This is a genomic window from Pseudomonas flavescens, assembly GCF_013408425.1.
Classification (GTDB): Bacteria; Pseudomonadota; Gammaproteobacteria; order Pseudomonadales; family Pseudomonadaceae; genus Aquipseudomonas; species Aquipseudomonas fulva_A.
Genome location: NZ_JACBYV010000001.1, coordinates 742,931 through 765,087, shown reverse-complemented (window position 1 = coordinate 765,087; position 22,157 = coordinate 742,931). Strand labels below are relative to the sequence as shown.

Annotated in this window: 21 protein-coding genes; 10 read left to right on the top strand and 11 right to left on the bottom strand. The window is 62.9% G+C overall.

Going from position 1 to position 22,157, the window contains the following annotated elements; translation table 11 throughout:
• Window positions 1–18: 18 nt before the first annotated feature.
• Both FHR27_RS03310 and FHR27_RS03305 read right to left on the bottom strand, forming a co-directional pair.
• A complete protein-coding gene (locus tag FHR27_RS03310) occupies window positions 19–816 on the bottom strand; it encodes an SDR family NAD(P)-dependent oxidoreductase (protein ID WP_179537774.1) in 798 nt (265 codons plus the stop codon).
• A 202-nt stretch (window positions 817–1,018) separates the two neighbouring features.
• Window positions 1,019–1,681, bottom strand: a complete 663-nt coding sequence (locus FHR27_RS03305; RefSeq protein WP_179537773.1) for a DUF2076 domain-containing protein — start codon at window positions 1,679–1,681, stop codon at window positions 1,019–1,021.
• A gap of 233 nt (window positions 1,682–1,914) precedes the next feature.
• Here FHR27_RS03305 and FHR27_RS03300 point away from each other — a divergent pair, with 233 nt between their 5' ends.
• The 4 genes from FHR27_RS03300 to FHR27_RS03285 all read left to right on the top strand — a co-directional run bounded on the left by FHR27_RS03300 (window position 1,915) and on the right by FHR27_RS03285 (window position 5,250).
• The gene (locus tag FHR27_RS03300) at window positions 1,915–2,262 is read left to right on the top strand and encodes a cupin domain-containing protein (RefSeq protein WP_042552888.1); all 348 of its coding nucleotides are present in this window, start codon (window positions 1,915–1,917) and stop codon (window positions 2,260–2,262) included.
• A 139-nt stretch (window positions 2,263–2,401) separates the two neighbouring features.
• The gene (locus FHR27_RS03295) at window positions 2,402–3,124 is read left to right on the top strand and encodes a hypothetical protein (protein ID WP_156152665.1); all 723 of its coding nucleotides are present in this window, start codon (window positions 2,402–2,404) and stop codon (window positions 3,122–3,124) included.
• 119 nt (window positions 3,125–3,243) lie between these two features.
• Window positions 3,244–4,296, top strand: coding sequence for a GGDEF domain-containing protein (locus FHR27_RS03290; RefSeq protein ID WP_179537772.1), 1,053 nt, complete (start codon window positions 3,244–3,246; stop codon window positions 4,294–4,296).
• 132 nt (window positions 4,297–4,428) lie between these two features.
• Window positions 4,429–5,250 carry an HDOD domain-containing protein gene (locus tag FHR27_RS03285; protein ID WP_042552756.1) on the top strand — a complete coding sequence of 274 codons (822 nt, stop codon included), beginning with the start codon at window positions 4,429–4,431 and terminating at the stop codon, window positions 5,248–5,250.
• Between the two features lie 794 nt (window positions 5,251–6,044).
• On the opposite strand, the gene FHR27_RS03280 is transcribed toward FHR27_RS03285, so the two are convergent.
• The 4 genes from FHR27_RS03280 to FHR27_RS03270 form a co-directional block, all read right to left on the bottom strand.
• Window positions 6,045–6,851, bottom strand: coding sequence for an IS3 family transposase (locus FHR27_RS03280; protein ID WP_264650106.1), 807 nt, complete (start codon window positions 6,849–6,851; stop codon window positions 6,045–6,047).
• A 26-nt stretch (window positions 6,852–6,877) separates the two neighbouring features.
• Window positions 6,878–7,180, bottom strand: coding sequence for a transposase (locus tag FHR27_RS26805; protein WP_257026799.1), 303 nt, complete (start codon window positions 7,178–7,180; stop codon window positions 6,878–6,880).
• Between the two features lie 1,070 nt (window positions 7,181–8,250).
• Complete coding sequence (locus FHR27_RS03275) at window positions 8,251–8,892, bottom strand: UPF0149 family protein (protein WP_179537771.1); 642 nt, start codon at window positions 8,890–8,892, stop codon at window positions 8,251–8,253.
• Window positions 8,893–8,973: 81 nt separating this feature from the next.
• A complete protein-coding gene (locus tag FHR27_RS03270) occupies window positions 8,974–9,855 on the bottom strand; it encodes a LysR family transcriptional regulator (RefSeq protein ID WP_197076963.1) in 882 nt (293 codons plus the stop codon).
• A gap of 187 nt (window positions 9,856–10,042) precedes the next feature.
• On the opposite strand from FHR27_RS03270, the gene FHR27_RS03265 reads away from it, so the two are divergent.
• Window positions 10,043–11,026: an MBL fold metallo-hydrolase gene (locus tag FHR27_RS03265; protein WP_179537770.1), complete on the top strand. Its 984-nt coding sequence runs from the start codon at window positions 10,043–10,045 to the stop codon at window positions 11,024–11,026.
• A gap of 190 nt (window positions 11,027–11,216) precedes the next feature.
• The gene (locus FHR27_RS03260) at window positions 11,217–13,220 is read left to right on the top strand and encodes a peptidase U32 family protein (RefSeq protein ID WP_179537769.1); all 2,004 of its coding nucleotides are present in this window, start codon (window positions 11,217–11,219) and stop codon (window positions 13,218–13,220) included.
• 19 nt (window positions 13,221–13,239) lie between these two features.
• On the opposite strand, the gene FHR27_RS03255 is transcribed toward FHR27_RS03260, so the two are convergent.
• Window positions 13,240–14,139 (bottom strand): DMT family transporter, encoded by a 900-nt coding sequence (locus FHR27_RS03255; protein ID WP_179537768.1) that lies wholly within the window; start codon window positions 14,137–14,139, stop codon window positions 13,240–13,242.
• A 131-nt stretch (window positions 14,140–14,270) separates the two neighbouring features.
• On the opposite strand from FHR27_RS03255, the gene FHR27_RS03250 reads away from it, so the two are divergent.
• Window positions 14,271–14,708, top strand: a complete 438-nt coding sequence (locus FHR27_RS03250; RefSeq protein WP_042552749.1) for an Lrp/AsnC family transcriptional regulator — start codon at window positions 14,271–14,273, stop codon at window positions 14,706–14,708.
• Window positions 14,709–14,763: 55 nt separating this feature from the next.
• On the opposite strand, the gene FHR27_RS27415 is transcribed toward FHR27_RS03250, so the two are convergent.
• Window positions 14,764–16,077 carry a methyl-accepting chemotaxis protein gene (locus tag FHR27_RS27415; RefSeq protein WP_042552748.1) on the bottom strand — a complete coding sequence of 438 codons (1,314 nt, stop codon included), beginning with the start codon at window positions 16,075–16,077 and terminating at the stop codon, window positions 14,764–14,766.
• A gap of 296 nt (window positions 16,078–16,373) precedes the next feature.
• Here FHR27_RS27415 and FHR27_RS03235 point away from each other — a divergent pair, with 296 nt between their 5' ends.
• Entirely contained in the window at window positions 16,374–16,799 is a 426-nt protein-coding gene (locus FHR27_RS03235; protein ID WP_042552747.1) for a thiol-disulfide oxidoreductase DCC family protein, read from the top strand.
• A complete protein-coding gene (locus tag FHR27_RS03230; RefSeq protein WP_042552746.1) occupies window positions 16,792–17,148 on the top strand; it encodes a DoxX-like family protein in 357 nt (118 codons plus the stop codon). Before FHR27_RS03235 ends, FHR27_RS03230 begins: the two co-directional genes overlap by 8 nt.
• 6 nt (window positions 17,149–17,154) lie before the next feature.
• Here FHR27_RS03230 and FHR27_RS03225 read toward each other — a convergent pair whose 3' ends face one another.
• The 3 genes from FHR27_RS03225 to FHR27_RS03215 all read right to left on the bottom strand — a co-directional run bounded on the left by FHR27_RS03225 (window position 17,155) and on the right by FHR27_RS03215 (window position 20,464).
• A complete protein-coding gene (locus FHR27_RS03225) occupies window positions 17,155–17,739 on the bottom strand; it encodes an eCIS core domain-containing protein (RefSeq protein ID WP_042552745.1) in 585 nt (194 codons plus the stop codon).
• Between the two features lie 286 nt (window positions 17,740–18,025).
• Window positions 18,026–19,423 (bottom strand): 2-oxoadipate dioxygenase/decarboxylase HglS, encoded by a 1,398-nt coding sequence (gene hglS / locus FHR27_RS03220; protein WP_179537766.1) that lies wholly within the window; start codon window positions 19,421–19,423, stop codon window positions 18,026–18,028.
• Between the two features lie 132 nt (window positions 19,424–19,555).
• The gene (locus FHR27_RS03215; protein WP_042552887.1) at window positions 19,556–20,464 is read right to left on the bottom strand and encodes a LysR substrate-binding domain-containing protein; all 909 of its coding nucleotides are present in this window, start codon (window positions 20,462–20,464) and stop codon (window positions 19,556–19,558) included.
• 197 nt (window positions 20,465–20,661) lie between these two features.
• Here FHR27_RS03215 and amaB point away from each other — a divergent pair, with 197 nt between their 5' ends.
• On the top strand, window positions 20,662–22,152 hold the full coding sequence (gene amaB / locus FHR27_RS03210) for an L-piperidine-6-carboxylate dehydrogenase (protein WP_179537765.1): 1,491 nt from the start codon (window positions 20,662–20,664) through the stop codon (window positions 22,150–22,152).
• Window positions 22,153–22,157 lie beyond the last annotated feature (5 nt).

Here is a 22,157-nt window from a genome sequence, read left to right as displayed (position 1 = left end):
ACGCGGGTACGTCCGGGCTCAGTTCTGCACGGCCTGGACGGAGCCGCCATCGACCCGCAGGTTGCTGCCATTGATGAACGACCCCCGCTCGGATACCAGCAAGGCAATGGCTGCCGCCACTTCGTCAGCCTGACCGCGGCGTTTCTGGACGATACCGGGGCGTTCCTCCTCGAGAAAGCTCGCCACGGCCTCGTCGAAGGAAACGCCCTGCTCCTCGGCCCGCTGCCGCATCATGCCATCGGTCATGTTGGTTTCGATGAAGGCTGGGGCCACGGTATTGCACAACACGCCGTGGGCCGCTTCCTTGTAGGACAGGTTCTTGATGAAGGCGCCGAGTGCGGCCTTGGATACGTTATAGACGGCTTCCTCCCAGTAGGGCTGCACGGCATTCTCCGAGGTGATGCACACCAGCCGCCCCCAACCGCGCGAGCGCATCGCCGGAACGGTGGCCCGTGCGACGCGCACGGCGGAGAAGAAATCGGTGGCCCAGGCCTCCTCGTAGTCGCTGTCGGGCAGCGCCAGTGGGTCGCCCTTGGCGCCGGTGACCCCGGCGGCATGCACCACGATATCGATTTGCCCAAAGCGTGCTTCGCCAGCCTTTACCAGCGCGTCGACCTCTTGCTGACGGGTCATGTCGGCAGCGACCCTCAGCACTTCACCGGGTAGGTCGGCGCAGGCCTTGTCCAGGGCGGCCTGATCCTTGTCGGTCAGCAGCAGGTGTACGCCTTCCTCGACAAGCAGTTTCGCCGTCGCCAGGCCGATGCCCCCGGCAGCGCCGCTGATGAGCGCAACGCGCCCCTTGATGTGCAAATCCATAGAGACCTCATTGACGTGCGAAAGATGGTGGGCGCAGCCGCCTGGTCACCATCGAGCCTGCGCTCGGTGGTACTGCGCTGGCGGCTGAACGCGCTCGCCCAATCGTGAGCAACCTGTCGATGGACTCGACCCGCACGTGCAAGATTCACAGTAAATGACGACTTGCGCCCGGCGCCCGTTGCACCGGGGCTGCCTGGATTGCCTAACTGAAGGTGTCGCCGTCGTCGAAGAAATCCGAGCTGTCGAAGGCATCGGTGTCGATGTCCTCGGTACCCGCGTAAGGGGCCTCGCCCAGATCGCTGGCGAAACTGTCCTGGGCAGGTAGGTCCTCGCGGATGACCTCGACGATCTCCTGCGGCTGGTCGTGGTGGAACATGCTGGTCAGCAGATCCGCCACCATCACCCCGCCCGCCACGCCCGCGGCCGTCTGCAAGGCGCCACGCATGAAGCCACCACCCTGGGCCACCGCTGCGCCTGCCTGTGCACTGGCAGGCGGTACGGCGGATGCTGCAGCGCTCTGAGAGAATCGGGTTTCACCCCAGCCAGCGGGACGCTGGGCAGGCTGCGGCGTGGAACTTTGCTGGCTGCCGCCGAACAGGCCGGCGAGAAAGCCGCCGTTGCCCGAGCGCTGTCGTTGTTGCTCGGTGGCTTGGGCCTCGAGTTCACGAACGCGCTGATCCAGGCGTTTGATCGCGGCTTCCTGAATCAGAATCGCCTGGGCCATGTAATAGGCAGCAGCAGGCTGGCGGGCCAGATGTGTCTTGATCTGCGCTTCGGCCTCGGTATCGCGCAATCCCCCCTGGTGCTCGGCCTCCTGCAAGCGGGAAAACAGGCCATCGATCAGGGTTTGCTCTTCGGAATTCATGGGCGCCTCGATTGAGCGATGAAGGGTAAGACATCCCTGTGCGGCTTGCTGATGCGGCGCCTGGCGCCACCTCTCAATGAGAGATAGGACTGAAAGGGAAAATTACAAGTTCCGGGCCGGCGGCAGTAAAGATGCCTATAGCGCGGATGGGCACAGCGGTGTCGAGCCTGGACAATTGGCCGCTGCCGCACGGCTCTATGCTGGGTGACCTCTACCGCCACCAGGAGCCACTCATGGCCAACCAACCGATCACCGTACTGCGCGATACCCAACCGATGCCCGTCGTCGATGCCTGCAAATGGGAACGCATCGAAGGCGAACCGCATACCGTCAACCTCAACGCCTACACCTCCGATGACGGCAGCAAGATCATGGGTACCTGGATCTGCACACCCGGCAAATGGCGGGTGGACTACGTGAAGTGGGAGTACTGCCACTTCCAGGAAGGCTACTGCATCATCACCCCGGACGGCATGGCGCCGATCCACCTCAGGGCCGGGGATATCTTCGTGGTCGAGCCCGGCATGAAAGGCACCTGGGAGGTGGTAGAGACGGTGCGCAAGTATTTCGTGTTTGCCTGAAAACGGTGCCCTGAGCGATGCCACACAACGCTCGATCTGTACATACGCTGGTATCTCGGCATGCGATCAGGGCCGCGTCGAATCCTCGCGCGCAACCATGGTCGTACGCCTTACATCAAGGTTTCGTCATCAGGTTCACATGCACAACTCTTCATTGGCTTGCCTCCTTGCGCTGGGCATTTCCCTGTTCAGCCTCACCAGCGCGGCGGCAACTACCAGAGCCGAGGCCTTTTACGAACAGGGGATGGAGGCGCTGAACCAGCTGCAACGCTCGATCAACGAACAGAGCGGTGACACCGAGGAGCTCGACCGCCACCTCGATGACTTCGGCACCAATATCGATCGCGCTGCGCAGCTCGGCCACCCGGCTGCCAGGCTGTTTCAGGCGCAGGAGCGCCTGAAGAGGCGGTCACAGGATCCCCTCGTGGCACTGGAGGACCGACGCCAGGGCTGCGCTTCGCTGGATGCCTTGGCCAGAACGGGCTTCGTGGCCGCAGCCGTGCTGAACGCTCAGGCGTGCGACACCGCCTACAAGCGTTTCGAGTTCAACAGCCCTGAACATCTGGCAGTGATCGATGCTGTCGAGCGGTCACTGTTGCAGGAAGATCCCGCCATGGCCTATTACCCGCTGCCGATGAGAGCCAGCCAGTGCTTCGCCGTCGATCCGGCTCAGGTCAATACGTTGAGTCATGAGCAGTTTCGCGCCGAGGCCGAATACATCCTCGGCAACAGCCGGGCTCCGGAAAGCCGTGAGGCCATCGAACGCAACCTCGAATGGCTGGAGGCGGCCTTCGAGCATGGCTGCACGGCCTCGCTGGATATGCGTCCCGTGCTGCGCCAGCAGTTGGCGAAGCACCCCTAGTGGCACGATGCCTTCTTCGTGCAAAATCGTCTGCAATCTGCTGCGTGAGCTGGCAAGGGCTGCAATAGTCAGAACGCGCCGCTACGCTTGTTACCCATGATCGTCTGCAGAACTCATAGATGCCCAAACCGCTCGACCACAGTGACCAAACGCGACGCGTCATGCTCAAGGCACTGCTGTGGGTAACGATGTGCTTCGGCGTGCTGTTCTCGATTTTCAACGCAACCCGTGGGCTATGGCTGCTGGCAGGCATGGAGCTGGCCTACACGCTGGTGTCGTTGTACATGCTGCTGATCATCGACCGCACCCAGCGCCTGCGAGCATTGACCATCATCTATCTGGTCCCGTTTCTGACGGTGATGATGTTCACCCTGGCCAACCCGCATACGTCGGTGGGCATCTTCGCCTGGATCCAGACCATCCCCATCATTCTCTACCTGCTGCTCGGCCTGCGCCTGGGGCTGATAGGTTCGCTGGTGTTCGTGAGCCTGGGGCTGTACCTGTACACCCTGCATTACGCCGACAAGGACCCGATGGACAATATGGGCTTCCTGCTCGACATCGGCCTGGCAACGCTTGCCATCACCATCTTTTCCCACACTTACGAACAGACCCGGGCAATCACCGAGAGGCGGCTGATCGAGCTGATCAGCACCGATAACCTCACCGGCCTGGCCAACCGCTCGAAACTCGCCGAAGTGTTTCATCGCGAGCGCAACCATGCCCATCGCAACCACACCCCGCTGGCTCTGGTGTACCTGGACATCGACCACTTCAAGCAGATCAATGACCGCTTCGGCCACGAGGCCGGTGATCAGGCGCTCCAGCACTTCGCCGCCGTGCTATCGCAGCGGCTGCGCGCCACCGACCTGCTCTGCCGCCTGGGCGGCGAAGAGTTCGCGGCGCTGTTACCCAATACCAGTGCACAGCAGGCTGCGGTGATTGCCGAAGAACTGCGTGAACGCCTGGCCAGCACCCCGATGGAACTCAATGACGCGCCTTTGCAGATGACCCTCAGCGCCGGCGTAGCCAGCCTCGGTGCGGATGGCGACCGCCTGGACGAACTGATGAACGCAGCGGATCGGCGCACCTATGCGGCGAAGCGTGCGGGGCGAAATCAGGTGGTTGCCGATGAGCTGCAAGTTTGCGCCGGACACCAGGCTACGTCTTGAAAACACGTGCGTTTTTCAGCCTGTGCGGCCCCGCCCTGTTGCGAAAAAGGCGGATCTGCGCCTGGCAGCGGCCGCTAGCGCGACTATGCTGAAACTCCATATCGTCCCCCGGAATCTGCCCAGGAGCATCATATGGATATCACCAGTCTCTTCGCCGAACTGCACAGCCTGCCCAGCGTTCCCAAGGTCGCCCAGGATCTGATCCAGCAATTCGACAACCCCGCCACCAGCCTGGAAAGCGTGGCGCGCAATATCGAGCGTGACCCGGTGATCGCCGCCAAGGTGCTGCGCCTGGCCAACTCGGCGCGCTTTCGTGGCTCGCGGGAGGCCAACAGCGTGGAAGATGCGGCCATGCGCCTGGGCTTCAACACGCTGCGCACCCTGGTGCTGGCTTCGGCCATGACCGGCGCCTTCAAGGTCGACACGGGATTCGACCTGAAGAGTTTCTGGATCCGCAGCTTCCGCGTCGCCAGCATCGCCCGCACGCTGGCCAAGCAGCTCAAGCTCGACGCCGATGCGGCCTTCACCTGCGGGATGATGCACAACATCGGCGAGCTGCTGATCCAGAGCGGTGCGCCGGACTTCGCCCGCCGCCTGAACCGTCACCCGCACCGCGAAGCCGCTGCCCAGGCTGCCGAGGAAACGTTGCAACTGGGCTTCGGCTACCCGGAAGTCGGCGCCGAGCTGGCACGCCGCTGGCAGTTGCCGGCCCTGATCCAGAACGCCATCGCCTACCAGGGCAAACCCGCCCAGGCACCGGACGGCAGCCAGTACGCGCGCCTGGTCGCGCAGGCCATTCACGTCGAGGAAAGCCTCGAAGCCCACGGCCTGACGGACGAAGCCCGCCAGGATCTGGAAGGCCCGCTGTTCGAAGAGGTGGATCTGGGCAAGCTGTTCGACGCCTTGCCAGCCGTACTGGAAGCCGACAAGGCGTTCGGAGAGCTGCTCGCGTAGGCGCGCATTTGCGGGCAATACGATCGCGGCCATATCGCAACACATCGCCGCATCCGCGTTGCCCGTGTAGGAGCCCGCTTGCGGGCGATACGTTAGTGACAATCCAGCAGAATCGGCAGTGACGCCACCATTCGCCGGCAAGCCGGCTCCTACGGTCCGGTACCCCGATAACATCGCCGCATCCGCGCTGCCAGTGTAGGAGCCCGCTTGCGGGCGATGCGTTAGTGACCATCCAGCAGAATCGGCAGTGACGCCACCATTCGCCGCGGGGTCGCGGTTCCTACGAAGCCCAGTGGGTTATCAACTCGGCAGGAGCCCCGACCTCGGGGCGAATCGATTGCGGCCGTCAGGCAAACTGCCGGTTCGCTTACCAATCGCCGGCAAGCCGGCTCCTACGGTCCGGTATCCCGATAACATCGCCGCATCCGCGCTGCCCGTGTAGGAGCCCGCTTGCGGGCGATGCGTTAGTGGCCATCTATCAGAATCGGCAGTGACGCCGCCATTAGCCGGCAAGCCGGCTCCTACGGTCGGGTACCCCGATAACATCGCCGCATCCGCGTTGCCCGTGTAGGAGCCCGCTTGCGGGCGATGCGTGGGTGGCCATCCAGCAGAATCGGCAGTGACGCCGCCATTCGCCGCGGGGTCGCGGTTCCTACGAAGCCCAGTGGGTTATCAACTCGGCAGGAGCCCCGACCTCGGGGCGAATCGATTGCGGCCGTCAGGCAAACTGCCGGTTCGCTTACCAATCGCCGGCAAGCTGAACTGGTCAAGTAATTCTGGACACCGTTTATGGTTTAGGCCGCCAGCTTCTCTGCAGCCACGGGTGATCGGTAGCCGTTATAACTGTGAGGCCTGATGGTGTTGTAGCGCGTGATGTAAATCTGCACATCCACCCGGGCCTCATGCTCTGTTTCATAACCTCCATCGGGCACCCATTCCGACTTCAGGCTGCCAAAGAAACGTTCCATTGGAGCATTGTCCCAACACTCGCCTTTGCGACTCATGCTCTGCTGAAGACCATGCCGGCTCAGCTCATCCCTGAATCGATGGCTGGTGTACTGGCAGCCTTGATCGGAGTGGAACAGCACATTTGTCGGGTGCCCCCGCAGTTCAATGGCCATTCGCAACGCCTCGCAGGCTAACGCCGCATCCGAAATCAACGAGAACGACCAGCCCACGACACGCCGGGCAAACAGGTCTAGAACCACCGCCATGTAAAGCCACCGTTTCCCAATCTTGATGTAGGTGACATCCCCACACCACACCGTGTCAGGAGTCTTTACATCGAACCGGCGCTTGAGGACATGCGGTGCCGTTAACGCCTCTACTCCTGAGGACTTGTACTTGTGCCGGCGACGTTGCCGACTGGCGATACCGGCTTCAAGCATCAGTCCACTCGCCTTGAAACGGCCCACCCGGTGGCCGTCGGCCTGCAGCAACTTGGCCAACGTGCGAGCACCAGCCGATCCTCTCGTGGCTCGGTGATGCCTGACCAGCTTGGCCTTGAGCTGCTCGCGCTCAGGGCAAGGTCGGCCTTTGCGTTGACGCCAGTTGTAAAAGCCGCTGCGACTGACGGCCAGTACACGGCAACATTCATTGATGTCGTACTGCTCGCCCAGCTTTTCGATTAACGCGAAGGTTCCTTGGCGTCCGCAAGCAGGAGAGCACTGGCCTTTTTTAGGATTTCGATGTCCCGGTCTTTTTGCTTGAGCAAGGCATGTAACCGCTGAATTTCTCGCTGATCAGAGGTTATCGCCTTGGCTCCAACCGGCGTGATGCCTTCACGCTCCTGGCGCAACTGACTGACCCAGCGGCGAAGTGCGGTGGGCCCGATATCCAGATTGGCGCAGACCTGGGGCACTGATTGCCCTTCGTCCAGCACCATGCTGGCCGCCTTGATCTTGAAATCGTTCGAGTAGGAGTTACGCATAACAAAACACCCCCTGTTGTGGACGCCATCATAGCGCCCGATTGAGGTGTCCAGATTTATTAAGCCAGTTCAAGCCGGCTCCTACGGTCGGGTACCCCGATAACATCGCCGCATCCGCGTTGCCCGTGTAGGAGCCCGCTTGCGGGCGATGCGTGGGTGGCCATCCAGCAGAATCGGCAGTGACGCCGCCATTCGCCGCGGGGTCGCGGTTCCTACGAAGCCCAGTGGGTTATCAACTCGGCAGGAGCCCCGACCTCGGGGCGAATCGATTGCGGCCGTCAGGCAAACTGCCGGTTCGCTTACCAATCGCCGGCAAGCCGGCTCCTACGGTCGGGTACCTCGATAACATCGCCGCATCCGCGTTGCCCGTGTAGGAGCCCGCTTGCGGGCGATGCGTGGGTGGCCATCCAGCAGAATCGGCAGTGACGCCGCCATTCGCCGCCGGGTCGCGGTTCCTACGAGGCCGAGTGAGTCATCAACCCGGTAGGAGCCCGGCCCCCGGGGCGAATCGATTGCAGCCATTCGGCAAACTGCCGGTTTGCTTACCAATCGCCGGCAAGCCGGCTCCTACGGTCGGGTACCCCGATAACATCGCCGCATCCGCGCTGCCCGTGTAGGAGCCCGCTTGCGGGCGATGCGTTAGTGGTCATCCAGCAGAATCGGCAGTGACGCCGCCATTCGCCGCGGGGTCGCGGTTCCTACGAGGCCCAGTGGATCATCAACTCGGTAGGAGCCCCGCCCCCGGGGCGAATCGATTGCGGCCGTCAGGCAATCTGCCGGTTCGCTTACCAATCGCCGGCAAGCCGGCTCCTACGGTCCGGTACCCCGATAACATCGCCGCATCCGCGCTGCCCGTGTAGGAGCCCGCTTGCGGGCGATGCGTTAGTGGTCATCCAGCAGAATCGACAGTGACGCCGCCATTCGCCGCGGGGTCGCGGCTCCTGGGTCATCAACTCGGTAGGAGCCCCGCCCCCGGGGCGAATCGATTGCGGCCATTCGGCAAACTGCCGGTTTGCTTACCAATCGCCGGCAAGCCGGCGCCTATGCAGATGATGCCCGGGGCGAGCTCACTACATGCAGCATTGCTTGTATTTCTTGCCGCTGCCGCAGGTGCATGGGTCGTTACGGCCAACCTTGGTTTCGTCCCGACGTACCGGCAGCAACGGTTCGAGATGTTCCTGCCAGTAGGCGTAGATCGCCACCGCAGCTGGTTCGAGGGTGGCGACGGAGGCATCGTACTCATAGTCTGACATGGCATTGAGCGCTTCCGAGCCGCTCTCTGCACCGTGCAGAATGATTACCGCCAACGAGGCTTCCAGCGCCTCGGGCAACCCGTCATCCAGCCAACCGGCAGTATTCGCGCCATGCAGGTAACCCGCACACCACTCAGAAACGATGAGCTTTTCACCCTTGCCGTTGTTGTCGGCCAGGAAGATCGCCTCGTAATCGTCCGGCTCTTCGCCAAGCATGTAAGCCGCTTCGCTCATCAGTTCGATGGCCAGCTTCCTGAAGGTTTCCGCCTCCTTGTCGCTTGGCCAGCGGGGCAGTTTGTCGGCCCAGATGGCCGGATACCAGACACCCGGGTCGATCTGCCGCGGCCCGGAGACGATCCCGGCAAAGAAACCATCCAGCTCGCTGGCGGACAGAACGGAATCATCGTTGCCGTACTTGAGCAGCAACTGGTCGAGCTTTTCGAGCCCCTTGTTATCCATCGAAAACGCTCCCCGGCAAAAAAGGCCGCTAATGTCCCACAGTTAGCCATCGCCCAAAAGCCTTGCCGGCAATTGTGCCGATCAATGCCCTGCCGTGATGGCTTCGATGAAGCGCTCACGCAGCCAGATCGACCCCGGATCATGGTGCGCCCTCGGGTGCCAGGCCATCGAAAACTGGAACTGAGGAATATCGAATGGCAGGTCGACCACTTCGAGCAGGGAATCGTAACGAGCCAGCAAGCGGCTTGGCATGGTTGCCACCTGATCACTGTGCGCCAGTACCAAGGCGACCTGGTTGTAGCTGGGCACGGCCATGGCGACGTGGCGTACACGCCCCAGATCCGCTAGAACATCGTCGATGGCGGTATGAAAATGCGCCCGTTGCGACACGATCACATGCTGCAGCTGGCAGTACTCAGCCAGGGTCGGCACCACCTTGCCACGCGGGTGGCCAATGCGCTGGGCCATCAGGAAGTGATCGCTCTTGAGGAAGCGAATCTTCAATACATCCGGAATCCTGGCCGCATCACCGAGAAACAGATCGACTTCACCGCGCGCCATGCGCTCGACCAAACCTTCTTCGCTCGCCGGTATCGAGGCAATGCGCAGTCCCGGGTTTTGCAACGCTGCGGCCTGAGCCATTACCGAGAGCCCGGCGATGGTGAATACGTTGTCGTTGGCAGCGATGACGAAGGTTCGCCGCGAGGTTGCGGGGACGAACTCGCTGTCGCTCACCACCGCCTCACGCAGGCCTGCCAGCGCCTGGCCAAGCGGCCCGCGCAGCTCCAGCGCTCGCGGGGTCGGCACCATACCGCGCCCGTTGCTGGATGGCATCAGCAGTGCATCGCCGAACAACATACGCAGCCGCGAAAGCTGCCCGGACAGGGTCGACTGGCTGATATTCAGACGCCGGGCGGCGCGGGTGACATTCTGCTCTTCCAGCAGCACGTCAAGCGAGATCAACAGGGGAAGCTCAGAGCGTCTGATATCCAAATCACCAATACCTCGTATGGAATCTGCCCACTCACACCCCTGAGCCTGGCGGCGTTAGCTTAGCAGCACCAGAGAAAACAACCTATATTGGCTTACAGGCATCCTTAATACCGATACCTGATCGAGCCCGAGCGAACCAATCGACAACGGAGCATTCATGTCTCGCACGCCCCTCGCCCTCCTCCTCAGCGCCCTGACCCTTGCCACTGCCGGCGCGCTCCCCGCCCATGCTGCACAACCGGCGCTGGCAGCGAGCGCAACAACCGAGCAGGCCACCCAGGCCGGTTACTACCGCTTCAATGTCGGTGAGCTGCAGGTCACGGCACTGAGCGACGGTTCGGTTCCGGTGGACAGCCATGCGCTGCTCAAGGGACTGTCCACCGAGCAGATCGACAAACTGCTCGCGCGCGGCTTCCAGACCAATCCGGTGGAAACCTCGATCAACGCCTTTCTGATCGACACTGGCAAGCGTCTGGTGCTCGTCGATACTGGCGCAGGCACTCTTTTCGGCGCCCACACCGGCGGCAAGCTGCTAGGCAGCCTCTCGCGGATCGGCGTGAAGCCGGAGCAGATCGATGACATTCTCATCACCCACCTGCACAGCGACCACAGCGGTGGCCTAGTTCAGGGCGGGCAGATCGTGTTCCCCAATGCCGTGGTGCATGTGGCCAAGAGCGATATCGACTATTTCCTGGCCGCCGACCGCCAAAACGGCGTACCCGGTTATGACAAGTCCTACTTCAAGATCGCCAGCGACAGCATCTCGCCCTACCTGGCATCGGGTCAGGTGAAAACCTTCGAGGGCAGCAGTGAAGTGCTGCCAGGAATCACCACGATCCCGGCTCCAGGCCATACGCCTGGGCACAGCAACTTCCGCCTGAAGAATGGGGAAGACAGCATCACCTTTATCGGCGACCTGGTGCATGTCTATGCCGTGCAGATGCCCAACCCTAAGGTCACCATCGATTTCGACCTCGACCAACCGAGTGCCTCCGCCCAGCGCAAGAACCGCTTCGATGCCTTCGTCGCACAGCGCGAGCGCATTGCCGCTGCTCACCTGCCTTATCCCGGCATCGGCCATCTACGCCAGGACGGCCAGGGCTATGCCTTCGTACCGGTGGATTATCGTTTCCGGCCATAGTGCTCCTAGCTTTCCAGGGCAGGACGGCACCTGAACGACTTGCGAGGGCGGCAGAGTTGTGCAGGCTCGGCGCCTGCTGGCAGGGCTGGCCGCCGGCTACAGGCAACCAACCGGCGGCTCGGGGTGCCCTCCGCCCCGCAGGCCGGTACAATGCGCACCTCGACCGTGCTCAGCCCTATAAAGAAAAAACATGTCCTTGCCCAAGAACCACCTGGAACTGCTCAGCCCTGCCCGTGATGTCAGCATCGCCCGCGAGGCCATCCTGCATGGCGCCGACGCCATCTACATCGGCGGCCCGAGCTTCGGCGCGCGGCACAACGCGTGCAACGAGGTCAGCGATATCGCCGGGCTCGTGGAGTTCGCCCGCCGCTATCACGCCCGGGTGTTCACCACCATCAACACCATCCTGCATGACGATGAGCTGGAGCCAGCACGCACGCTGATCCACCAGCTCTACGACGCGGGCGTGGATGCATTGATCGTGCAGGACCTGGGCGTGCTGGATCTGGACATTCCGCCGATCGAGCTGCACGCCAGCACGCAGACGGACATCCGTACCCTGGGCAGGGCCAAGTTCCTCGATCAGGCCGGTTTCTCGCAACTGGTCCTGGCCCGCGAGCTGAACCTGCAGGAAATCCGCGCCATCGCCGATGAAACCGATGCAGCCATCGAATTCTTCATCCATGGCGCGCTGTGCGTGGCCTTCTCCGGGCAGTGCAACATTTCCCACGCCCAGAACGGCCGCAGCGCCAACCGCGGCGACTGCTCCCAGGCCTGTCGCCTGCCCTACACCCTGAAGGACGATCAGGGTCGCGTGGTAGCCTTCGAGAAGCATCTGCTGTCGATGAAGGACAACAACCAGAGCGCCAACCTGCGCGCGCTGGTCGAAGCTGGCGTGCGTTCGTTCAAGATCGAAGGCCGCTACAAGGACATGGGCTACGTGAAGAACATCACTGCCTACTACCGCCAGCGTCTCGACGACATCCTCGAAGACCGCCCGGATCTCGCCCGTGCCTCGAGCGGCCGCACGGCGCATTTCTTCCTGCCCGACCCGGACAAGACCTTCCACCGCGGCAGCACCGACTACTTCGTCACCGACCGCAAGGTCGATATCGGCGCCTTCGATTCGCCGACCTTCACCGGGCTTTCCGTTGGCCACGTCGAGAAAGTGAACAAGCGCGACCTGATCGCCGTTACCTTTGAACCGCTGTCCAACGGTGACGGCCTCAATGTGCTGGTCAAACGCGAAGTGGTGGGCTTTCGCACCAATATTGCCGAGTTGAAAGAAGAGTTCGAAGAAGACGGCGAGAAGCGCTGGCGCTATCGCGTCGAGCCCAACGAGATGCCGGCGGGCATGTTCCGCCTGCGCCCCAACCATCCACTGAGCCGTAACCTCGACCACAACTGGCAGCAGGCACTGCTCAAGACCTCCGCAGAGCGCCGCATCGGTATCCAGTGGAAAGCAGAACTGCGCGAAGAACGCCTGACCCTGACCGCAACCAGCGAGGAAGGCCTGAGCGCCTCTGCCAGCCTGGACGGCCCGTTTGGTGCGGCCAACAAACCGGAGCAGGCCCTCGAAGGGCTGCGTGATCTGCTCACCCAACTGGGCACCACCATCTACCATGCCCAAGGCGTCGAACTGGATGCGCCCCAGGCGTTCTTCGTACCGAACTCGCAGCTCAAGAGCCTGCGCCGCGAGGCCATCGACGCGCTGACCGAAGCCCGCATCGCCGCCCACCCGCGGGGCGGGCGCAAGGCCGAAAGCACACCGCCTCCGGTTTACCCGGAGTCGCACCTGTCGTTCCTGGCCAACGTCTACAACCACAAGGCTCGCGAGTTCTACCATCGCCACGGCGTGCAGTTGATCGACGCAGCCTACGAGGCCCACGAGGAACTGGGTGAAGTGCCGGTGATGATCACCAAGCACTGCCTGCGCTTCTCCTTCAACCTGTGCCCGAAACAGGCCAAGGGCGTCACCGGCGTGAAGACCAAGGTCGCACCGATGCAACTGGTACACGGCGATGAAGTGCTGACCCTGAAATTCGACTGCAAGCCTTGCGAGATGCACGTGATAGGCAAGATGAAGGGCCATATCCTCGACCTGCCACTACCCGGCAGCGCCGCGGCTCAGGTGGTCGGCCACATCACCCCGGAAGACCTGATGAAGACCGCACGCCAGCGCGGACCGCACTGAGCGAGGTGAGGCGTCGGCTCTATTGGCCGACGCGGCGCCATCCCTCAATGCGCAGCCCCCACCCCTGCTGCATACCCGCGGCGGCCAGCAGGATCGCCGCGACACCCAGCCACTGCAGCATGCTCAGTCGATGGTCGAACGCGATCCAGTCGACGGCGATCGCGGCGACCGGGTAGATGAAGGACAGCGCACCGGTCAACGCCGTGGGCAGTTTCTGAATGGCACCGTACAGCAGCACGTACATGCCGCCCGTGTGCACCACACCCAGGGTGATCAGAATCGACCAGACCTGCTCACCATGCGCAAGGCTGGAAAGGTCGACCAGCGGCGCCAGCACCAGTACGCCGACGCTGACCTGAATCAACGCGATCAGATGCGGCGGTACGCCCGTCAGCTTCTTGATGATCAACGCTGCAATCGCATAGAGAAACGCTGCGCCAAGCGCCAGGCCGATGCCCAGCAGATAGTCGCCGCCCCCCTGCTCCTGGCTGCCATGGGCACCGACGATGGCGAGCATGCCCAGGAAAGACACCGACAACCATGCCAACTTCTGCAGGGTGAGTTTCTCACCGAGAAAGATCGCCGCCAGGCCGACCAGCATGAAGGGCTGTACGTTGTACACCGCGGTGCCGATGGCGATCGAGGCGCGCGAATAGGAGGCGAACAGCAGGAGCCAGTTGCCGACGATGGCCAGGCCACTGGCAACCGCCAGCAACAGGGTGACGCGGGTCAGCAGGCCGGGGCGCAGCAAGCCCATGCAGGCGCAGACCAGCAGCAAGGTCACGGCGGCGAACACGCAGCGCCAGAACACCACGTCGATCACCGGCAGGCCAGACAGCATGACCAGCCAGCCGATGGTGCCGGAAATGAGCATGGCAGCAATCATTTCCAGCGAGCCTCGATTCACTTGCTTGTCCATCAGGGAGCTCCTTTTGCAGTGCGCAAAGTATGGCAAGCGCACCGGGTGCCACTCCATGGCGAAAGAAAGGCAGAAACCCCATCCAGCCTTTACTATCATGGCACTTAGAGAAAAAAGCCTAAGGTTCGACCATGACCGACGAAATCGACCATCTGCTGATCGTTGCGCTGACCGAAGACTCCCGGCGCTCGCTCAAGGCCCTGGCACAGATCAGCGGCCTGTCATCGCCAAGCGTTGCCGAGCGCCTGCGCAAGCTCGAAGAACGAGGCGTACTGAAGGGCTATGGTGTGGATATCGATCCCCGTGCCTTTGGTTACCAGCTACAGGCAATCGTGCGGATCCGCCCGCTGCCGGGGCAGTTGCATGAGGTGGAGCGGCAGATCGAGGCGACCCCGCAGTTCACCGAATGCGACAAGGTCACCGGGGAAGACTGCTTCATCGCAAAGCTTCACGTTCGCTCGATGGAGCAGTTGGACGAGATACTCGACCGCATCAACATCCATGCGGTGACCAACACCGCCATCGTCAAGAAGACCACGGTGAAGCGTCGCCTGCCGCCGATGTCGTGATAGCCATCGGCGGCACAGCGGCCGTCTTTCTCCAGCGCACTCCCTGGTTGACGGGCTACTTCAACTGGCTGGCGAAACGTTCGACCGCAGCCAGCACCTGCTTGGCGCCCTGGCGGATTTCGACGATCACGTCACCGGCCTCGTTGGCAAGCTCCAGACCCGCTTCGGCCTGGGTGCGGCTGCTGGCCATGTCACGCACGGCGGCATCCACCAGTTTCTGGTTTTCCTGAACCACGCCGACGATTTCCTCGGTGGCGTTGCTGGTGCGGCTGGCCAACTGCCGAACTTCATCGGCGACCACGGCGAAACCACGGCCCTGCTCACCGGCCCGCGCTGCCTCGATAGCGGCATTGAGCGCCAGCAGGTTGGTCTGCTGGGCGATGCTGCCGATGGTCTGCACCATGGTGCTGATCAGCACTGACTGCTTGCCCAGCGCTTCGATACCCTGGGACGCGGAGGTCATCTGCTCGGAAATCCGCTGCATGGTCTGCACCGTGTCGGTGACCACCTGGGCGCCGCGCTGGGCGGTGGTGTCGGTCTGCTGGGAAATTCCGTAGGCGATACCGGCGGCGTCGTTGACCTCTTCCTCACGATTCACCTGGTCGGTGATCACCGTGGCGAACTTGACCACCTTGTAGAGCTTGTCCTGGGTGTCGTGTACCGGGTTGTAGGTCGCCTCCAGCCAGACCACCCGGCCGTGGCTGTCGATGCGTTTGAAACGGCCAGCGACGAACTCGCCACGGTTGAGGCGCTCCCAGAACTGCTTGTACTGCGGAGTATGGGTTTCCTGAGGATCGCAGAACAGGCTGTGGTGCTTGCCCTTGATACGCTCCAGGCCATACCCCATGGCCTGCAGGAACTGATCGTTGGCGGTCAGCACGTTGCCACCGAGGTCGAACTCGATCACTGCGGTGGAGCGCAGCAAGGCGTTGATGAAATCCTCGTTCTCACGTGCCCGGTTCATGCTCTCGGTAATTTCCGAGCCGAAACACTGGACCCGTCGTACCACGCCGCTCTCGTCCAGCACCGGTTGCCAGCAGGCCTGAATCCACACCAGCGCGCCATCGGCACGCAGAAAACGGTAGCGATCACTTACCGATTTGCCGGTTCGCACCGCCTCGCGCAGGTTCTTGAAGCACGGCAAGGCCTTCACGTAGGCCGGCACGATATCGGTCATCGGCCGACCGCCCAGTTGTTCGGCGCTGTAGCCGACGAAACGGGTGAAGTTGGCGTTGCAATCGATGATTCGATACTCGGGATCGACCGTCAGCATGATCATCTCGGTCTGGATACCCTGATAAAGCTGCCGCAGCAATGACAGTTCGGCATCCTTGGTCTGCAATTCTTTTTTCAAGCGACTACCGAACATGCTCTTTCTCCATAAGCAATAAGCAATCTTGTCGAAGGTCATCGGCCGCTCGGGCATTTAATTGAGCGAACTTGGTAAACGACGCGAGCGCGTGCTGCGCCTGCCATCAAGCATAGAGGCCAGGTGCGCGGCCATGATGATTTCGAAGCAAATAATGACGCGCTGCCAGCCGGCGCAGAACGGGGGACGAATTGACATGTTTTTTTCCGCCGCAGGTGCCACGCGCCCATCAATACCTCGGTCACCGAGGCCGCGGTTGCGCTACTCTGGGCACATCATCGACACGGAGCTTACGCATGGCTTACCCACCCTATTTGCAGGCCGGTGATCGGGTCGTGCTGTTCGATGGCGTATGCAAATTGTGCAATGGCTGGAGTCGCTTCCTGATCCGCCATGACCGTGCAGGCAAGCTCAAGCTGTGCAGCGTGCAATCCCCGCAAGGCCAGGCGATCCTGGCCTGGTTCGGCATGCCGCTGGACCATTTCGACACGCTGCTCTATGTCGAGGGTGATCGGGCGTTGAAGCGCAGCGACGCCATTCTGGCGATCCTTCGGCAGTTGCCGGCTCCATGGCGCTGGGCGACGGTGCTAGGTGTCATACCGCGGAGCGTGCGCGACTGGGCTTACGATCCCATCGCTCGTAATCGCTACCGCCTGTTCGGGCGTCACGATCATTGCCAGATGCCCCGTCCCGAAGACCGCGAGCGCTTCCTGCATGACTGATGCCTTGTTGGCGCGCCTGACCCTGGGGGTGATCTTCATCTACCACGGCCTGGTACCGAAGCTGCTGTTTCTCAGCCCCACCGAACTGCGCATGCTCGACGCCCATGGCCTGCCTCACGCCGTGGCTGCGCTGGCAGGAGTCGCCGAGATCCTGCTGGGGCTGGCGATCCTGCTACTGCGTCGCCAGCGCTGGCCGCTGTGGTTGGCTCTGGCAGCGCTGATCCTGTTGCTGGTGGATGTGGCGATCTTCGTTCCGGCGCTGCTGGCGGATGCGTTCAACCCGGTGACCGTCAACCTGGCGGCCAGCGTGTTGTGCGTGATAGCACTGCGAGCCAAGCGCGCCGAGTAGGCGCGACTAGTTGCCGCCCCGCTCGCGCAACAGACGTGCAATTTCCGCCTGACGCCGATAGGCGGGTGCCTCGACCGCATTGAAATCGCGACTGTAGCGCGCGGCGAAGCCGGCGGTGCCCCACTCCCGATACTGCTGCACATGCAGCAGCTCGTGGGCCCACAGCGCGGCGTCCTGCCCGGCCATCTGCGCATCGCGAAACACGATGATATCGATCAGGGTGACGGCCTTGATGTCGGGGTTCTGCATCACGTTGCGCGCGGCGCTCAGCTCATCGAGGTCGCCTACCTTGTAGCGCACGGCGTCGAGCAATTCGGCGGCATAGAACGGCAGCAACTGGCGACGGATTTCAGCCGGAATCGGCAACGTGCCCTGGCGCGCCGCCGATTCGCGCGAGCGCAGGATCCAGCTTTCCAGTGCAGCCGCACTGATCTGCCCCGCTTGTTCCTGCATGGGACCCAGCACGCCGTTCGGGTCGGGTACGCAGATGCAACCGCCCAGGCAGACCTGGGTTTCACCGGGTGCACAGGCCAGCGCGGGGGATACCTGGAAAACCGCTAGAAGGACGAACGCCAGACCGCGTTTGAACATGGATCGCTCTCGATTACGCAAAGAGGCGACCTTGGCGTCAGCGGCGCAGAATGTCCAGCCTCTTGGAGACTGTTCCCAATCTCCATTCCGGGCGTTATCTACTTTGACTGCGACGTGGCGAAAGCGGACGGCCGACCGCCACTTGTGGTAACAGGCCATGCCCGTGATTTCGCGGGCATGGACTGGGCGTCCCCGCCCGCTCCCACAGGTACTGCATCGATGGCCGCTTTTGCCTTGTAGTTACCCGTACGCATGCCCAGAAAGATCGTGAACAGGCTCTTAGGTGTCAGCTCAGTGAGTCCAGGCCCAAAGCCTTGACGCAAGCCTGTAGCGAGCGACGCTGGGTGTCGGCGTACAGACTCAGTTCGTCCTGCACGCTGGCGCCCAGGGCTGCCTGGAAGTCCGCCTGGTTCGAGTCGACGGTGTAGTCGGTCTGCGCGCCTTCCCCGAGGTTGGACTGAAAGATCCCCGCCGCGCTGACCGGCAGAAAGTCTTCGTAAACCAGCGGCTCGAAGCGCACATGACCAGCTTCGATCAGGGCATCCAGTTGCTGCGGGCGATCCGCCAGCTGCGCCGCGGCGATACCTGCGGGCGTGGCGAAGTAGCGGAAGTAGGCCAGGCCATCGCGGCGCATGGCCTCATGATCGTCAGGGAAGGCCTGGAAGTGTTCGGCCATCAGCGCGTCGTAGCGCTCGGCATTGGCTTCGCTCGGCGTTTCGCCCAGGGCCTCGCGGGCGCTGTCGAGCAGGCGGTCGTAGAGTTCGCGACCTTTGGGCGTCAGTGCCGCGCCGCGCTGTTCGATCTCGCCGAAACGGGCGGTATGGCTACCCTGCGGGCCATCCTGGCCGACGAAGGCCACCGCCTCCTGCAGCGCCTTGAAGCTGGTCTGGCGCAGCAGGATCGGACAGTTGCGCCGCGGCGGCCCTTCGATCACCGCCTTGGCAGTGATGCCGTGGCGCGGCATGCCAGCCTGAATCGCGTCGATATCCAGGGTGCGCGGTGTCAGGTGATTGATGTGTGGCCCCTTGAACGCCACCACATCGGCGATCAGACGATGCTGGTCATGCAACCGCCGATACTGCTCGGCACTGACCGTCGCCTGGGTGTGCCAGCGGAACGTCTCCAGTGCCTCGCCGACGAACTCGTCCGCCTCGCCAGCCAGCAGGCCGCCAGCGGCCTCGCACTGCTCGATCAGCTCGATGGCACGCGGGGTGAAGATGCGTCGCCTGGCCAGCAATTCGGCGGCCATGCCGCGCAATCCGGCATCTTCGATCAGCTCCAGACGCAGCAGCGAAGTGAACACCCGGAACGGGCTGGCCTGCAGCGACGCTTCATGGGTGGCGCGAAACGCCGTCGAGTGCACCGGCACCCCTGCCGGGGCCAGGTCGTAATAGCCCACCGGCTGCATGCCCATCACCGCGAACAACCGGCGAATGGTCGACAGTTCATCGGCGGTGCCGAGGCGAATGGCACCGTGGCGCTCCACGTCCAACCGCTCGATCTCGCCGGTAACGCGCAGATGCTCGGCAACCTCGGGCTGGCCCTGCATGACCTGCGCATTGGTCTGCGCCACCAGCTCCAGTAGCTTGCCGTAGAGCGGTACTTCGCTCCGGTACAGATCGGACATGGCACGGGAAAACTGCGCACGGATACTGTCCGGGCTGACGAACGCGGAGGTGTGCATGGTGAGTGGTTTCTCCCTCGAATCAGAGCCGGCGGCCGGCTGCCACCTGATCAGGATTCTGCGCAGCCCGCCCCAGCCTGGCAACCGACATCTCGTCAGCTTTTCATTCCGTCAGGGAATGCTGCACCACGATCATCGGCGCTTGGCGCTTTCCACCCCGGCCCTGTCCAGCACCCACTCGACCAGCGCCCGGACCTTCGGCAACTCCAGCGACTGCTCGGCGCAGGCGATGTAGTGCGCACCGTCGCTGACCTTCAGGTGCTGCCAGGGGATCACCAGCTTGCCTTCGGCCAGCTCGTCCTCGACCAGAAAACGCGGTACCAGAGCCACCCCACAACCGTCCTGGGCAGCGCGTATGCACATATAGAAGGTGTCGAAACGCGGGCCGTGGTAGCTGTACTCGGTATCGATGCCCTGCTCGTCGAACCACTGGTGCCAGGCCTCCGGCCGTGAAGCGCATTGCAGCAATACCAGAGAGGTCAGGTCCCCGGCGCTGGTGAACGCTGCGGTTGGCAGGATCGACGGCGCGCAGACCGCGATCACGTCCTCGCCGAACAGCTCGGTGCATACCGCGCCGGGCCAGGTGCCGTTGCCGTAGAAGAACGCCACGTCGGCCTTGGCCTGGACCAGATCGAAGGGCTCCAGCTCATTGCGGATATCCAGATGAATGTTCGGGTGCGCCCTGGAAAACCCCTTGAGGTTGGGGATCAGCCAGCGCACCCCGAAGGTGGGCTGGGTGGATACCCGCAGCACCTCGGTCTCGCCGCCGTAGGAAAGGATGTAGCGGCTGGAGATATCGACCTGGGTGAGGATCTTGTCGACCTCGGCCAGGTACAGCTCGCCCGCGGGGGTCAGTTGCAGGCGCCGGCGAATGCGATGGAAGAGCAGATGCTGGAGCATCTCCTCGAGTTGCGCGACCTGCTTGCTGACCGCGCTCTGGGTCAGGTGCAGCTCCTCGGCGGCACGGGTGAAGCTCATGTGCCGGGCTGCCGACTCGAAACACTGCAGGGCGGCCATGGTGGGAAGCAGGCGTTTGGACATGAACACTCCGAGAGCTCGTGCAGCGATGGTTCATTCTCCGAGGGAATGATGTGGTGCGTAAAGGTCGTTTGTTCGAAAAAAACATTCGGGTCGATACTGCGTGAAGTCACTGCAAACGACGCCCCTATTCAGAGCCTGCCGATGATCGGGCACCCAGCACGCCAGATCGTCACCAGGCTGCAACGCAGGAGAGAACGATGGTTGGTCAACTGCTAGAACGCCTCGGTGTACAACCACACACCTTTCAGGGCGGCGAACATGCCGTTTACACGCCGATCGACGGCAGCCAGATCGCCGGCGTACGCCTGGAAAGCGCCGAAGCGGTGCGCGCCAAGATCGCCACCGGCCACCAGGCGTTTCTGGCCTGGCGTGACGTGCCAGCCCCCCGGCGTGGCGAGCTGGTGCGCATCTTCGGCGAGGTGCTGCGCGAGCATAAGGCCGAGCTGGGCGAGCTGGTGTCCATCGAGGCCGGCAAGATCACCCAGGAAGGCCTTGGCGAAGTGCAGGAGATGATCGACATCTGCGACTTCGCCGTCGGCCTGTCGCGCCAGCTGTACGGCCTGACCATCGCCTCCGAACGTCCCGGCCACCATATGCGTGAAACCTGGCACCCACTGGGTGTGGTCGGGGTGATCAGCGCCTTCAATTTCCCGGTCGCGGTCTGGGCCTGGAATACCACCCTGGCGCTGGTAGCCGGTAATGCGGTGATCTGGAAGCCCTCGGAAAAGACTCCGCTGACTGCCCTCGCCTCCCAGGCGCTGTTCGACAAGGCGCTGAAGCGGTTCGGCGACGCGCCGCAAGGCCTGGCACAGTTGATCATCGGCGACCGTGAGGCGGGCGAGGCGCTGGTCGACGATGCTCGCGTGCCACTGATCAGCGCCACCGGCAGCACGCGCATGGGCCGCGAGGTCGGGCCGCGAGTGGCAGCGCGCTTCGGTCGCAGCATCCTCGAACTGGGCGGCAACAACGCGATGATCCTGGCGCCCAGCGCCGATCTCGACCTCGCCGTGCGCGGCATTCTGTTCAGCGCCGTCGGCACCGCCGGGCAGCGCTGCACCACGCTGCGTCGTCTGATCGCCCACCGCTCGATCAAGGACGAGGTGGTCACCCGCCTCAAGGCGGCCTACGGCAAGGTGCGCATCGGCGACCCGCGCCAGGACAATCTGGTCGGCCCGCTGATGGACAAACAGGCCTTCGACGCCATGCAGAGCGCACTGGCCCGCGCCCGCGACGAAGGCGGCACGGTATTCGGCGGCGAGCGCCAGTTGCAGGATCGTTACCCGGATGCCTACTACGTCAGCCCGGCCATCGTCGAGATGCCCGGCCAGACCGACGTCGTACGCCATGAAACCTTCGCGCCCATCCTCTACGTGCTGAGCTACGACGAGTTCGAGGATGCCCTGCACCTGAACAATGACGTGCCCCAGGGCCTGTCGTCGTGCATCTTCACCCTCGACGTGCGCGAAGCCGAGCGCTTCCAGAGTGCTTCGGGCAGCGACTGCGGCATCGCCAACGTGAATATCGGCACCAGCGGTGCGGAAATCGGCGGCGCCTTCGGTGGCGAAAAGGAAACCGGTGGCGGTCGCGAATCCGGCTCCGACGCCTGGAAGGCCTACATGCGCCGGCAGACCAACACCGTCAATTACTCGCGCCAGCTACCCCTGGCCCAGGGCATCGTTTTCGACTGAGCGAG

Coding starts and splice junctions, on each gene's coding strand:
- FHR27_RS03310 (WP_179537774.1), bottom strand. CDS start 816: ATGGATTTGCACATCAAGGGGCGCGTTGCGCTCATCAGCGGCGCTGCC.
- FHR27_RS03305 (WP_179537773.1), bottom strand. CDS start 1,681: ATGAATTCCGAAGAGCAAACCCTGATCGATGGCCTGTTTTCCCGCTTG.
- FHR27_RS03300 (WP_042552888.1), top strand. CDS start 1,915: ATGGCCAACCAACCGATCACCGTACTGCGCGATACCCAACCGATGCCC.
- FHR27_RS03295 (WP_156152665.1), top strand. CDS start 2,402: ATGCACAACTCTTCATTGGCTTGCCTCCTTGCGCTGGGCATTTCCCTG.
- FHR27_RS03290 (WP_179537772.1), top strand. CDS start 3,244: ATGCCCAAACCGCTCGACCACAGTGACCAAACGCGACGCGTCATGCTC.
- FHR27_RS03285 (WP_042552756.1), top strand. CDS start 4,429: ATGGATATCACCAGTCTCTTCGCCGAACTGCACAGCCTGCCCAGCGTT.
- FHR27_RS26805 (WP_257026799.1), bottom strand. CDS start 7,180: ATGCGTAACTCCTACTCGAACGATTTCAAGATCAAGGCGGCCAGCATG.
- FHR27_RS03275 (WP_179537771.1), bottom strand. CDS start 8,892: ATGGATAACAAGGGGCTCGAAAAGCTCGACCAGTTGCTGCTCAAGTAC.
- FHR27_RS03265 (WP_179537770.1), top strand. CDS start 10,043: ATGTCTCGCACGCCCCTCGCCCTCCTCCTCAGCGCCCTGACCCTTGCC.
- FHR27_RS03260 (WP_179537769.1), top strand. CDS start 11,217: ATGTCCTTGCCCAAGAACCACCTGGAACTGCTCAGCCCTGCCCGTGAT.
- FHR27_RS03255 (WP_179537768.1), bottom strand. CDS start 14,139: ATGGACAAGCAAGTGAATCGAGGCTCGCTGGAAATGATTGCTGCCATG.
- FHR27_RS03250 (WP_042552749.1), top strand. CDS start 14,271: ATGACCGACGAAATCGACCATCTGCTGATCGTTGCGCTGACCGAAGAC.
- FHR27_RS27415 (WP_042552748.1), bottom strand. CDS start 16,077: ATGTTCGGTAGTCGCTTGAAAAAAGAATTGCAGACCAAGGATGCCGAA.
- FHR27_RS03235 (WP_042552747.1), top strand. CDS start 16,374: ATGGCTTACCCACCCTATTTGCAGGCCGGTGATCGGGTCGTGCTGTTC.
- FHR27_RS03230 (WP_042552746.1), top strand. CDS start 16,792: ATGACTGATGCCTTGTTGGCGCGCCTGACCCTGGGGGTGATCTTCATC.
- FHR27_RS03225 (WP_042552745.1), bottom strand. CDS start 17,739: ATGTTCAAACGCGGTCTGGCGTTCGTCCTTCTAGCGGTTTTCCAGGTA.
- hglS (WP_179537766.1), bottom strand. CDS start 19,423: ATGCACACCTCCGCGTTCGTCAGCCCGGACAGTATCCGTGCGCAGTTT.
- FHR27_RS03215 (WP_042552887.1), bottom strand. CDS start 20,464: ATGTCCAAACGCCTGCTTCCCACCATGGCCGCCCTGCAGTGTTTCGAG.
- amaB (WP_179537765.1), top strand. CDS start 20,662: ATGGTTGGTCAACTGCTAGAACGCCTCGGTGTACAACCACACACCTTT.